Origin of the sequence: Enterococcus canis NBRC 100695, assembly GCF_001544375.1 — a bacterium.
Classification (GTDB): Bacteria; Bacillota; Bacilli; order Lactobacillales; family Enterococcaceae; genus Enterococcus_H; species Enterococcus_H canis.
In genome coordinates this window covers 169,009-181,644 of the sequence record NZ_BCQJ01000002.1, presented here as the reverse complement: position 1 = coordinate 181,644, position 12,636 = coordinate 169,009, and the positions used below count along the sequence as shown (strand labels likewise).

The following is a 12,636-nucleotide window of genomic DNA, read 5'->3' as shown; positions in this document are numbered from 1 at the left end:
GTACAAAAAGTCTAAGAAGGTTGGAGAGGGGGGAGCCAAATGAAGCATGTAGAAGAAGCCAAACCTGTCACTTGGCTATATGGATGGGTAATCGTATATGTCCTCAGCTGCTACTTATTCCCGTTTATACCGAGGTTCCTCCAAGTGCCGGATACCCTTACGCACGCTGCTGCTCTTAATAATTCAATCGCAACCTCTGCACTTTACGTCCCCCTTATCTTTACTGTGCTAAACATAGTGATAGTTGGCTTTCAAAGGAAAAAAGTTAGTCGAGAGCAATTCCTGATCTGTACGCTGATTATTAAATATAGCCTAATACCTCTCTTTTTAGTGGGAGGTGGTTTAGTAGTGTTATTAATGCTACTGACTTTTTTGCCAGTACCAATCATGATTTTCGTAGGACCAATTGGAGCGGTGGCAGTCACGGTTTTTGGCTGGATTATTTTACTAGGTTCTGCACCATTTGCTTTTGCCTATTTAACGAAGTCGAAACAGGCTGGCATCCAAAGTAGCTTCTTAGTAGGGGTTGCCAAGCTCCTCCAATTCTTCTTTATTTTCGATGTAATCGCAATTATGGTATTATCATTGAAAGAACGTAAATGGCAAAAACTGACTGTGATAGTGTTGCTGCTACTGATGGTACTACTGGCCGTGTTGGTGGTCCTTATCAGAGGTGTTTTGCCTTTGCGCTAGTCTTAGCAAGAATACAAATGAGGAGGATTTCATGGCACGAAAAGCATTGTCTGATATGAGCTTTGCAAGCATTTATCCACTTTATGTCAAAAAGGCCGAACGTAAAAGTCGGACTAAGGAGGAAGTGGATCAATTGATTTTTTGGTTGACTGGCTATGACGCCACTAGCTTAGCAGAAGTATTACAAAACGAATCCGATTTAACGACCTTCTTTGAACAGGCACCACGTTGGAATCTGAATGCGGAAAAAATCACGGGTATCGTTTGTGGGATTAGAGTTGAAGATATAGAAGATCCCTTGCTGCAAAAAATTCGCTACCTAGACAAAATAATTGATGAATTAGCTAAAGGCAAAGCCTTACCTAAAATCATGCGTAGCTGAAGAGAAGGAGAAAAAATGTTAGATAAATCAATTCCTTATAAGGAAATTTGGATGAAACGCCCCCTTGACCTGGCATTGCCTGACTACGTATTACCAGAGGGATACCAGCTGGTATTTTATCGAGCTGGTATGGAAAAGGATTGGGCCAAAATCGAGACAGCGGTATTAGAATTTGCTGAAGTAGCCGAAGCCCAGGCCTATTTCCAAAAAAGCTTTGCACCTTATCCAGATCAGTTAGCAAGGCGAATGTTATTTGTTGAAGATCCAGCTGGAAAGCGAGTGGGGACTTGTACGGCTTGGTTCAGCGGTGAAAAACCATTGATTCACTGGGTAGCGGTAATACCTGAAGCGCAAGGCCAAGGCTTAGCCAAAGCGCTACTGGGGAAAGCCTTGCGCATCTTTCAAGAACAGGATCAGTCTGATTTTGTTTACCTTCATACCCAAACGTGGAGTCATGATGCGATTGCCCTCTATCAAAAATTAGGATTTGTTATCATGTCCGAAAATCTAGATGGTAGCACCAACGAGGATTATCAAGATGCAATGAAAATTCTCGCTGCCTTTGAATAAGAAAAGACTGTTCTGCTGGGAATCACGGTGAATAACCAGAACTTCCAGTCGAACAGTTTTTTTGTACGTTTAGCTGACAATTGTGTTGGCCCGTTGCGTTTCGTCATTTATCAAAATCGCAGCATATTCTTTGATAAATTCAGCTAATGGTTTCCCAGTCGTGACACCATGCTGGCGGAGGTCCTTATATAAAGCTTCTGGGTGCCGTTGATAGTCGTTCATTTGTAGAAAAGCTTGAATAATTGGGTCTGGTACGCCATGAGCTTTCAAATTTTCTTGGTATTGTGCATCAGTAATTTCCACATAATGTAAGTCATGCCAACCAGTTTCTTTTGCCAGTGCATCAATGAAGTCGGCTCCGTTGAAATAGTCACTCATAGCATAGTGAACGGTGTGACCAACAGGTGTTTTTTCCAATAAAGGCTGAATAATGGCAGCAATGTCCTCAGGTGCGGTCCAATATTCAGACGTCAACATGGGAATGTTCGCATAAATTGCATGTTCTGCGCGCAACGTATCTAAATGTGCAAACCAGTTTGCGTAGAATCCTGTTGGTCGAACAAACGCAACTGGTAGATTCAATTGCCGTAAGTGGTTTTCAAGTAAGTGATAAGCATATAGAGAACCCGCCTCAGGGCCAGCGTCAGCCCCAATACTGCTTAGCTGAACGACACGTGAAACACCAGATTTTTCAATAGCTGTTTTGAAAATTTCCGCTTGTTGTTGGATGGCAGCAAAAAGATCTGGACTTGGCGCGCCAGAAATCATTAAATAGACCGCATCTTTTCCTTTAAACGTTTCAGCTAAAAAGTCAGCATCCGTCATAGTACCGATTGCTGGGATACCACCTAGCGCCTGAATGTCAGTGGCCCGATCTGCCTGTGTACTTACAATAGTGACTTCGTGCCCTGCTTGAATCAAGCTAGGAATCAAATAGCGGTTAATTGAACCAAGTGAGCCTAATAATGCGAATTTCATAAAATCGTCTCCTTTTATAAAAGATAAGTTTATCTTTTTAACGTTACCCACTATAAAAGATAGAGTTATCTTTGTCAAGCTTGAACTCTTCACCATTTTTAGTTAGACTAGGCTCATGAGAAAAAAAGATGAAACCAAACGAATAAAGATTTTAGACGCAACTGCTGCGATAATTTTGCGTGAAGGCGCCGCTGCGGTTTCAACAACTAAGGTAGCACGGGAAGTCGGTATTGCGCAGTCTAACGTATATTTATATTTCCAGAACAAAGATGAGCTCCTGCAAAGCGTGTATGAACGAGAAATGATTCAGGTGAAGGAGGCACCTGAAATGGAGCAGCTGCTAGACTTATCGTTGTCCATTGAGGAGCGAATCAATCATTACTTCAGTTCACTCTATCATTATGCTTTAGCCAATCCGGAAAGTTTGACGCTAATCGAACAAATTAAATTTCTACAACATGGAGATGAAAAGAGATTAGATGAGTCAACCTATCGCCCTGTTGAAGAGCTACTGACCGCGGGAGTTAGTGCAGGTATAGTCGAGGACCTGCCAGTAGATCTATATATGACAGCTATTTTTTCAACGCTGCATCATCATGCGAAGAATATCAAGGCGGGAAAATATCCAGAATCTGCGTACCCGTATCAAAAAATTCATGTCTTACTTTGGGCGATCATTCAGAAAAAATAACGCGCGTCAATGAGAACGAAATAAGGTTAAAATGAGCAATCCTCATATTGTAATTCAAAATTGTCAATATTAAAAATTGATGAATAAATAATTAGCGTAATGATTGCGCTACCTTTTCACCCTTGCTAAGATAAAGGGGAGGAGGTGGTTTGATGAGCCAATTTCGTCGACTACTCGAGAAATTTTCCGCAAACATTCAAAAAGAAAAAATTGCAGAGGCTGCTTTGACACCACCGCCACCAGTTGAAATTTGTGTCCATAATGAGGCAATTTTCTGCCCGATAGCGGGCCATGCACAAGCCTTGTCTTCAATCCCCGATAAGGTTTTTGCTACAGGAATGATGGGAGAAGGACTGGCAATCCATCCCAAAGACGGCAGTATCTATGCCCCATTTGATGGGAAAATCGTTTTTGTAAGTCCCTGCGGTAATTCTTTTGGTTTTACCTCCAATCATGGCGCGGAAGTTATCATCCACATCGGCTTTCGAACAATGGAGCTGAATGGTCGTTATTTTATGCCGAAAAAAGTTCAAAATGAACGAATCCGTCAAGGACAACTAGTTGCAGAATTTGATCTTTTCGGTTTGGAGGACGCCGGCTACGATCCCTATGTGGTGGTCGTAGTCCCCAATCATCGCTTTTATAAACGCCTATTTATTGCAAATCACGGAATTGTCGAAGTAGGCGACCAAATCATTTATACGAATACCTAACGTCTCTGCGGAGGCGTTTTTTTGACGAATAATACCGCTCTAATATTCTTTAAAAACGAACAATAACTCGATTATATGTATATTCGTTAAGAAAATGCTCAAATCATGTGAAGTAATATGCTATACTTGAGAAAAATACCGAGGGAGCGAAAAATATGCGAGCAGTATTAACAGTAATTGGAAAAGACAAGGTGGGTATCATCGCAGGCGTGGCTAATCAATTAGCAGAATTAGATATCAATATTGTAGATGTGACCCAAACGATTATGGACCATTACTTCACCATGATGATGATGCTTGAATTACCAGAGTCACATGATTTTGAGAAAATTCGGGAGGCCCTGCATCAGACAGGGACAACCTTAGGTGTGAAAATCAATATTCAAAATGAGGCCATCTTTAACACGATGCATAAGCTCTAGGAGGACGAGTATGGAGACGACACAAATATTAGAAACTATTCGGATGATTGAAGAAGAAAATCTGGATATCCGCACCATTACAATGGGTATTTCTCTTTTAGATTGCATTGATAGTGATAGCCAACGAGCTTGCGAAAAAATCTATCAAAAAATTACGACAAAAGCCAAAGATCTAGTCAAAGTAGGACGCGCAATCGAATTGGAATACGGGATTCCCATTATTAATAAACGTATTTCGGTAACCCCCATCGCGCTAATCGCGGCGGCAAGCCAAAATCAGGATTATGTACGTTATGCTAAGGTTCTAGATCAAGCAGCTAAAGCTGTAGGCGTTGACTTTATTGGTGGATTCTCAGCGCTTGTTGAAAAGGGCTATCAAAACGGCGATGTCACTCTAATTAATTCGATTCCAGAAGCATTGGCAGAAACTGATTTTGTTTGTTCCTCTGTAAATATCGGTTCGACTCGTGCCGGTATCAATATGGATGCAGTTCGCCAAATGGGATATGTCATCGAAAAAACCGCTTCACTTTCTGAGATGGGTTGTGCAAAATTAGTGGTATTTGCTAATGCCGTGGAGGATAATCCTTTTATGGCGGGGGCCTTTCATGGCGTTGGTGAGGCTGATTGTGTGATTAATGTCGGGGTCAGTGGACCTGGTGTTGTAAAACGTGCCCTTGAAAAAGTGAAGGGTGAACCATTTGATGTGGTGGCAGAGACCGTCAAACAAACCGCCTTTAAAATTACACGGATGGGGCAGATGGTGGGGCAAATCGCCTCTGAACGTCTGCAAGTTCCTTTTGGAATTGTAGATCTTTCCTTAGCCCCAACGCCAGCAGTTGGCGATAGTGTCGCTTATATTTTAGAAGAGATGGGATTGGAAAGCGTGGGAACTCATGGTACCACCGCCGCGCTGGCACTACTAAACGACGCAGTGAAAAAAGGCGGCGTCATGGCTTGTAACCACGTTGGCGGATTATCAGGCGCGTTTATTCCTGTTTCTGAGGATGCTGGGATGATTGCAGCCGTGCAGAATGGCAGCTTGAATCTTGAAAAGCTTGAGGCAATGACGGCGATATGTTCAGTTGGCTTGGACATGATTGCAATTCCAGGTGAGACACCTGCGGAAACCATTGCGGCTATGATTGCGGATGAAGCGGCAATTGGCGTCATTAACCACAAAACAACGGCCGTGCGTATTATTCCTGCTAAAGGGAAACAGGTAGGCGAAATGGTGGAATTTGGCGGGTTATTGGGCCGTGCGCCGGTGATGCCGGTGAATCAGGCAGCATCAGTCGACTTTATTACGCGGGGCGGCCGCATTCCAGCTCCAATCCATTCCTTTAAAAACTGAGGTGAGATAAATGTGGCAAAATTATTTATGGGATTTCGATGGGACATTGTATGATTCATATCCCATGATGACCGAAGTGGCTTTTGCGACAGCGCAGGAATTTGGTCTAACGTTGACGCCAGAGGAGCTTTATTATTGGATGAAAAAGGAGTCGTTACGTTACATTGCCCAAGAATTTGCCCAAGAACGTTCAGCAGAATTCTTGGCCCGTTTCCATCAGTTAGAGGCACCTCGTTTGGCTGAGCCGCGTCCATTTCCAGAAGTACCAGCCGTTCTACAAGCATTGACCAACAAGGGAGCGCGTCATTTCATCGTGACACACCGGGATCATTCAGCCTTTGATATGTTAGAACGAGATGGCTTAGCAAAATTGATCACAGATGGTACGACAGCCGATGACCATTTTCCGGCAAAACCGGATCCAGCGTCATTGCGTTATTTAGTTGAAAAATATCAACTAGTACCGGAACAAACGGTAATGGTAGGGGACCGCTTATTAGATGTCTTGGCAGGTAAACGAGCTGGTTTGGCTACTTGTCTGTATGAAAAGGACGATTTTTTAGGGGCGATACCAGCTGACCGAATCGTTGAAGATTTACGGCAATTGCTTTGAAAAAAACGCGCTCTTTTTTCTCAATATGTTATACTAAAATAGAAGATAAAAGGAGGTCATAGAATTTGGAAATCAAACGTCAAAAAGAAATCGTGGAAGCATTTCACTATGATATGCGCCGCAAAGATTCAGAAGATAAAACGGAGATTCGCATTGGTTTTTCACCTTTAAAGGTGGAGGATGAAAACTATCCTAAAGAAAACAGCGTATTAGGTGCGCGTTTGGAATTCCGTTTGGTTTTTGAGGAATATATTTTGGCAGGTCGCGTTAGCCAAATTAATCACGTCATCAACCGCCAAATTGAAAATCAAGAAGATATCAATCAAGATGAGATTGATGAACTGGTGGCACCGTTATTTAAAATCGTGGAGCGCATGGCTTATGAAGTTACCGAAATAGCCCTAGATAAACCAGGTGTGAAACTGAATTTTCAACAACAACAAACGGAAGAACAAACAGAAGAGTAAAAAAAGTCGCGATAGCTTGAAGCTATCGCGACTTTTTATGTATATCGCATCACAAGCGTTTTTCCATTGGCTTTTTGAAAATATTCGGTATGATGAGAGTGTCTTTGAAAATTTCATGATTCAAGGAGTATTTTGCTGGCGGGTAAAAAGCCGCAACAAAAAAAGGAGGAACCTCATGAATACCATCATGACTATTATTGTACTGATTGCTTTTGCACTTCTTTTATATGTTTTTCATCGGTTGAATGTGAAGCACATCAAATTCTCAACGCGGGTCTTTAGCGCTCTGGGTGTAGGGATTGTTTTTGGCGCTTTGCTTCAATTAATCTTCGGCACACAAAATGACGTCGTAACACAAAGTATGCCCTGGATTAACATTGTAGGGGATGGCTATGTTGCGTTACTACAAATGTTGGTTATGCCGCTTGTTTTCATTTCAATTGTTAGTGCTTTTACTAAGCTGAAGGTGACAACCAACCTGAAGAAAATCGCTTTTTCAGTGTTGGGTACGTTATTGGGAACAACCGCCATTGCTGCTTTGATTGGATACGGCAGCACGATTCTGTTTGGCTTACAAGGTGCAACTTTTACTCAGGGCGCTGCTGAAAGCGAACGAATCGCTGAATTAGCAACTCGCCAAGAAACTGTTTCAAGTTTAAGCTTGCCAGAACAAATCGTCTCTTTTATTCCGAAAAATGTCTTTGCTGACTTTGCCGGTACGCGAGCTACCAGTACCATTGGTGTAGTAATCTTTGCCGCTTTTATTGGCGTAGCTTACTTAGGCGTTAAACGCAAAGCAGAAAAAGAAGCGGCTTTCTTTGCCGACTTAGTAGAAAGTTTATATAAAATCATCATGCGTATCGTAACGCTAGTCCTACGCTTGACTCCTTATGGCGTGATGGCATTAATGACGCGGGTCGTTGCAACCAGTGACTTTGATGCGATTTTGAATCTAGGCAAATTTGTCGCAGCATCATATGTGGCCTTGATTGCGGTCCTAATTGTTCATTCAATCATTTTGATTGGCAATAAAGTGAGTCCAATCAACTATTTCAAAAAAGCTTTTCCTGTGTTGAGCTTTGCCTTTACTTCTCGTAGCAGTGCGGGTGCTTTACCACTGAACATTGAAACTCAAACGAAGGCGTTGGGTGTGGACGACACTACCGCTAATTTTGCTGGAAGTTTTGGTCTGTCGATTGGGCAAAATGGCTGTGCTGGTGTGTATCCAGCCATGTTGGCGACGATTGTGGCGCCGACAGCTGGCATTGACGTTTTCAGTCCTTCCTTCTTTTTGATGTTGATCGCCATCGTGACGATTAGCTCGTTTGGAGTAGCCGGAGTCGGCGGTGGGGCAACGTTTGCTTCATTGATCGTTCTTGGTGCAATGAATTTGCCAGTGGCGATTGTAGGGCTTGTTATCTCCGTTGAACCATTGATTGATATGGCGCGGACACTTGTCAATGTGAGCGGTAGTATGGTTGCCGGTGTCACAACCAGCAATGTAATCCACGAGTTGGACCGAGACCGTTTAACTGACCCTGAATTTGTTGTCGAATCATAAGAATCAGCGTATAGTGATACTATCAAGACTTGTGCTTGGTAGTATTTTTTTAGGAGGAGCACTATGTTTAGCAAAGAATTAAAAGTGATGCTGTATGTGGATGATGTAGCTGCGGCCGCGCATTTTTGGCAAAAAGTGGGCTTTTTGGAAGTTTCACGGGAAGAAATGGAAGGCACCTTGATTGTTGAAGTAACCCCACATGAAGATGCGACAACGAGCTTCATGCTATATGACCGTCAATTTGTTCTGCAGCATGATCCCGAAGCTGCGGCCGGAAACCCAGCAATTATGTTCACAACCCCAGATGCGTTAGCTCTTTATGAAAAGATGAAAGCTGAACATGTGGAGCTTGGTGAACTATTACAGTTACCGGACGGCTTAGTATTCAATTTCATGGATAGTGATGGAAATTACTTTGCGGTGAGCGAAGGTGAGTAGCTAGCAGAAACGGCTGAAGGCATTGCTTTTAGTCGTTTTTTCATTTCCTCAAAAGTTACGCAGATGGTGAGCATAATTAGACAGATTCTTATTTAAAAAATCCGCTAAACTAGAATTAAGGAGATGAGAAAATGGCTAGAACAGTTCGCTATTCAAAAGATTATTTGTTGATCCGTGCCCAAGATTTTTTACTGCAATTTTCGCCTGAGGAATATACCATTCGAAAGTTTGCACGTTTTGCCGGCTGTTCCACCCAACCGGTCTATAAGCAGTTTTCGTCATTTGAAGAATTGATGCGGCAAGCGATGGAACGCCAAGGCAGTCATCACTTCTTTTCTATTATCCAAGAAGGACAGGTTCCATGTGAATATGATTGGTTTGTTTATTATGCTCAAATGTTGACGTCTCATCGTGACGGAAATTGGGGGGAGATGAAGAACAATCCCAATTTTCTAGAAATTGCCAAACGCATTGCTTGTTCTTCCTATTATAAATTACAAATTTTTGATGCTAGTGAACGTTTTCCTTTTGTTTGGGCGCAGATTTTAGCCTATGCAAGTCACTGCAATTTCAGTGATAGTGGGCAAGAACAGCTATTGCCTCATTATTATCATTTAATTAAAAAGGTCAAGATTGAGACAGTTGCCACAAGCAGAGAAATTTCCTCATAGCGCACCCTTCGCTATACTACTAGCGAAAGGGGAATGAACATGGACTATGAAGTATTGCTTTACTATAAATATACAACGATCGAAGACCCAGAAATTTTTGCACAAGAGCATTTGGCTTTTTGTAAAGCGTTAGGTCTCAAAGGTCGTATTTTGGTAGCTAAAGAAGGGATCAACGGTACCGTCTCGGGTTTGAAAGAAGCTACGGCAGCCTACCAACAGGCATTAGAGGCAGATCCACGTTTTGCCGGAATCATCTTTAAGGTGGATGAGGCAGAAGGACATGCGTTTAAAAAGATGTTTGTTCGTCCACGCCAAGAAATTGTATCACTGAAACTAGCGGAGGATTTAGACCCCAACGATACCACTGGCAGCTATCTCTCTCCGCAAGACTTTAAAGCTGCGTTACTAGATGAACATACAGTGGTGATCGATGCCCGCAATGACTATGAGTATGACTTGGGTCATTTTCGTGGTGCCGTTCGGCCTGATATTCGCAACTTTCGTGAACTGCCACAATGGATTCGTGACCATAAGGATGAATTTATGGAAAAACGAGTAGTGACTTACTGTACTGGTGGAATTCGTTGTGAAAAATTCTCTGGTTGGTTGGTAAAAGAAGGTTTTAAAGATGTGGGGCAATTATCTGGTGGGATTGCTACGTACGGGAAAGACCCACAGGTCCGTGGCGAGCTATGGGACGGCATGATGTACGTGTTTGATGAACGGGTGAGTGTGGAAATCAATCATGTCGATAAACAAGTGGTGGGCCGTGACTGGTTTGACGGTACACCTTGCGAACGCTATATCAATTGCAGCAATCCTGAATGTAACCGTCGTATTTTAGCATCAGCAGAGAACGAAGCGAAATACCTTGGTGCTTGTAGCGATGAATGCCGCAATCATCCACGGAATCGTTATGTAAAGGCGGCCCAATAGGCTTAAAATCGCAATAATAAATTTCAGTGGTCGGCGTAAGCCTTTGGTTTAGGGAAGTATATCAAATTTAATCTAAAAGCGACGACTATAAGTTAGCCTAAAACTAGCTTGTAGTCGTCGCTTTTTATTTATCGCAGTTAGACGCTGCTGTCCTAACTTTAGTCTCTAGCTGCTAAGAAAGTTTTAGGAAAATACCTGCTTCAAACATGATCTTCATAAAGTCAGGCACGGTATCTCCACGATTCCAGTCTCGTTGCAATTCGCAGGCTAACTGTGCAATGGATGTTAACTGTGCGCCAGCTTGTTCAACACGACGTAACGCCGTTTCATGGGCAAGAACGGAAGTGCCACCCACAGCATCCACGATTGGATAAACTTCATAGCCTTCCTTTAAAGCATCAAGAGTTGGGAAGGTTAAGCAAGCTTCTGTCCATAAAGCGGTAATCAAGATTTTTTTACGACCGGTGGCTTTAACAGCCTCTTGGAATTCTTTGTCTTCCCACGCATTAATGGAGGTGCGGTCATAAGTCGGAATGTCTCCTAGAATCGCCTTTAATTGTGGGATCGTATCCTGGTTGCGACCAGTTGCGACATTGACAGTGGATAAAATGGTCGGAATCTTATAAGCTTGGGCCATTTTAGCGACAATTTGAATGTTTTCCATCAATTGATGCCGATTCATAGAATTGATGGAATTGATTTGAGTTGGTTGATAATCAATAATGACTAAAACGGTGTTATCAGGGTTCAATAATTCATCTTCTGCAGTTCTTGGTGCTAGACTTGTCATGAAAAATTCCTCCTTTTAAGTACTCTTTAAGTATAGCACTCACAAGAAAAAAGCGGGTGTTAGACGAATCAAAAAAACAGCGACACCGAAGCGCCGCTGAATCTGATAAGTATGGTATTGAAAAGATAGTGATTATTCGTAACGCAAGGCTTCAATTGGATCTAGTTTGGCAGCCTTACGGGCTGGGTAAACCCCAAAGAAGATACCAATAGCACTAGAGAAGAGCAAGACCATCACCACAGCGCTTAGTGTGAAGTGGGCAGTGATATTCAGTGTGCTGGCTACCGTAATCGCTAAGGTAGCACCCAATGTCAAACCAATTAGCCCGCCAATTAAGCAAAGAATCACAGATTCTGTCAAGAATTGGAACAGGATATTGTTATTGGTAGCACCTAAGGCCTTTCTAGTGCCAATTTCCCGGGTACGTTCCGTAACGGAAACTAACATGATATTCATGACACCAATACCGCCTACTAGTAACGCAATCGCAGCGACTGCCGCAATAAAGTTGATAAACAGTCCTAAGACGTTATTGACTTCATCTAAAGCTTGCAGGAAGTTACGAGCGGTGTAGGTATCTTCACCCACCGTATTGTGACGAACATTTAAGATATTAACAATTTGTTTAGAAATCGTTTCAATATCATCTTTCGACTTTGCCACTACCGTCACGTTACTGATTTTAGTTGCACTGGGGTCCAGCGCAGTTAGGGCCGTTAGTGGAGCGGAAATCATCCCAGGCATTTGTTCCGTGTCAAAAGAGCCTACCAGTTTTTCCATCGTGCTTTTAGTGACACCGATAATCCGCAGACTTAAGGGATTACCACCACTTTTTAACGTGATTTTTTCCCCGACGACATTATCCCGACCATTGAAAAGCGAGCGAGCTGTATCGGCACTAATGACCGCCACTTTGGCGCCCTCTTGGTACTCGGTTTGATTGAAATAGCGCCCATAAACGATTTGTTTGTCCATCGTTTGATTCGTGAATTGTAAATCAGGCGTCCCGCCACTGATCATGGTCATTTTTTCTTTTTGATTGGCAGTTGCCATGGCTTGCGTTGTGTAATCAGGAGAGATATGGTCGATATCCGGAATACTCTTTTTCAATGCCTGGATATCTTGGCTCGTCATTTTTTGATCTTCCGTGGCATTTTGACTAGTAGAGACGGAAATCGTAGAGGCACCCAAGTCACTAAAGGTTCCGGTGATTTCGTTAGTGGCACCACCACCGACTGCTAAAATAGCAATAACAGCAGCAATCCCAATAATGATTCCCAGCATAGTCAAGAAGGAGCGCATTTTATTGGCTAAAATACTGTCGATCGCCATTTTTAAACTTTCTAAAAATCCCAAA

General features: G+C 42.7%; 16 protein-coding genes. 13 read left to right on the top strand and 3 right to left on the bottom strand.

Annotated features, from left to right (window positions below; genetic code table 11):
* Window positions 1-39: 39 nt before the first annotated feature.
* Genes ECA01S_RS14900 through ECA01S_RS04245 form a run of 3 tightly spaced genes read left to right on the top strand, consistent with a single transcriptional unit; the run spans window position 40 to window position 1,645 of the window.
* Complete coding sequence (locus ECA01S_RS14900) at window positions 40-693, top strand: DUF6652 family protein (protein ID WP_067391609.1); 654 nt, start codon at window positions 40-42, stop codon at window positions 691-693.
* Window positions 694-724: 31 nt separating this feature from the next.
* Window positions 725-1,075: a DUF2200 domain-containing protein gene (locus ECA01S_RS04250; protein ID WP_067391606.1), complete on the top strand. Its 351-nt coding sequence runs from the start codon at window positions 725-727 to the stop codon at window positions 1,073-1,075.
* Between the two features lie 15 nt (window positions 1,076-1,090).
* Entirely contained in the window at window positions 1,091-1,645 is a 555-nt protein-coding gene (locus ECA01S_RS04245) for a GNAT family N-acetyltransferase (RefSeq protein ID WP_067391604.1), read from the top strand.
* Between the two features lie 69 nt (window positions 1,646-1,714).
* Here ECA01S_RS04245 and ECA01S_RS04240 read toward each other — a convergent pair whose 3' ends face one another.
* The gene (locus ECA01S_RS04240) at window positions 1,715-2,623 is read right to left on the bottom strand and encodes an NAD(P)H-binding protein (RefSeq protein WP_067391601.1); all 909 of its coding nucleotides are present in this window, start codon (window positions 2,621-2,623) and stop codon (window positions 1,715-1,717) included.
* Between the two features lie 115 nt (window positions 2,624-2,738).
* Here ECA01S_RS04240 and ECA01S_RS04235 point away from each other — a divergent pair, with 115 nt between their 5' ends.
* The 10 genes from ECA01S_RS04235 to trhO all read left to right on the top strand — a co-directional run bounded on the left by ECA01S_RS04235 (window position 2,739) and on the right by trhO (window position 10,489).
* Window positions 2,739-3,314 carry a TetR/AcrR family transcriptional regulator gene (locus ECA01S_RS04235; RefSeq protein ID WP_067391598.1) on the top strand — a complete coding sequence of 192 codons (576 nt, stop codon included), beginning with the start codon at window positions 2,739-2,741 and terminating at the stop codon, window positions 3,312-3,314.
* Window positions 3,315-3,466: 152 nt separating this feature from the next.
* On the top strand, window positions 3,467-4,027 hold the full coding sequence (locus tag ECA01S_RS04230; RefSeq protein WP_067391596.1) for a PTS sugar transporter subunit IIA: 561 nt from the start codon (window positions 3,467-3,469) through the stop codon (window positions 4,025-4,027).
* A 155-nt stretch (window positions 4,028-4,182) separates the two neighbouring features.
* A complete protein-coding gene (locus ECA01S_RS04225) occupies window positions 4,183-4,449 on the top strand; it encodes an ACT domain-containing protein (RefSeq protein WP_067391593.1) in 267 nt (88 codons plus the stop codon).
* A 10-nt stretch (window positions 4,450-4,459) separates the two neighbouring features.
* Complete coding sequence (locus ECA01S_RS04220) at window positions 4,460-5,803, top strand: PFL family protein (protein WP_067391591.1); 1,344 nt, start codon at window positions 4,460-4,462, stop codon at window positions 5,801-5,803.
* 10 nt (window positions 5,804-5,813) lie between these two features.
* Window positions 5,814-6,416 carry an HAD-IA family hydrolase gene (locus ECA01S_RS04215; protein ID WP_067391588.1) on the top strand — a complete coding sequence of 201 codons (603 nt, stop codon included), beginning with the start codon at window positions 5,814-5,816 and terminating at the stop codon, window positions 6,414-6,416.
* A gap of 65 nt (window positions 6,417-6,481) precedes the next feature.
* Window positions 6,482-6,883: a DUF1149 family protein gene (locus tag ECA01S_RS04210; RefSeq protein WP_067391585.1), complete on the top strand. Its 402-nt coding sequence runs from the start codon at window positions 6,482-6,484 to the stop codon at window positions 6,881-6,883.
* A gap of 175 nt (window positions 6,884-7,058) precedes the next feature.
* Window positions 7,059-8,444 (top strand): L-cystine transporter, encoded by a 1,386-nt coding sequence (locus ECA01S_RS04205; RefSeq protein WP_067391583.1) that lies wholly within the window; start codon window positions 7,059-7,061, stop codon window positions 8,442-8,444.
* A gap of 63 nt (window positions 8,445-8,507) precedes the next feature.
* Window positions 8,508-8,882 (top strand): VOC family protein, encoded by a 375-nt coding sequence (locus ECA01S_RS04200; RefSeq protein ID WP_067391581.1) that lies wholly within the window; start codon window positions 8,508-8,510, stop codon window positions 8,880-8,882.
* Window positions 8,883-9,013: 131 nt separating this feature from the next.
* Window positions 9,014-9,553: a hypothetical protein gene (locus tag ECA01S_RS04195; RefSeq protein ID WP_067391578.1), complete on the top strand. Its 540-nt coding sequence runs from the start codon at window positions 9,014-9,016 to the stop codon at window positions 9,551-9,553.
* A 39-nt stretch (window positions 9,554-9,592) separates the two neighbouring features.
* Window positions 9,593-10,489, top strand: coding sequence for an oxygen-dependent tRNA uridine(34) hydroxylase TrhO (gene trhO / locus ECA01S_RS04190; RefSeq protein WP_067391575.1), 897 nt, complete (start codon window positions 9,593-9,595; stop codon window positions 10,487-10,489).
* 172 nt (window positions 10,490-10,661) lie between these two features.
* Here trhO and ECA01S_RS04185 read toward each other — a convergent pair whose 3' ends face one another.
* Together ECA01S_RS04185 and ECA01S_RS04180 are read right to left on the bottom strand one after the other, a co-directional pair.
* Complete coding sequence (locus tag ECA01S_RS04185) at window positions 10,662-11,279, bottom strand: hydrolase (RefSeq protein ID WP_067391573.1); 618 nt, start codon at window positions 11,277-11,279, stop codon at window positions 10,662-10,664.
* Window positions 11,280-11,411: 132 nt separating this feature from the next.
* Window positions 11,412-12,635: an ABC transporter permease gene (locus ECA01S_RS04180; RefSeq protein WP_071858905.1), complete on the bottom strand. Its 1,224-nt coding sequence runs from the start codon at window positions 12,633-12,635 to the stop codon at window positions 11,412-11,414.
* Window position 12,636: the final 1 nt, after the last annotated feature.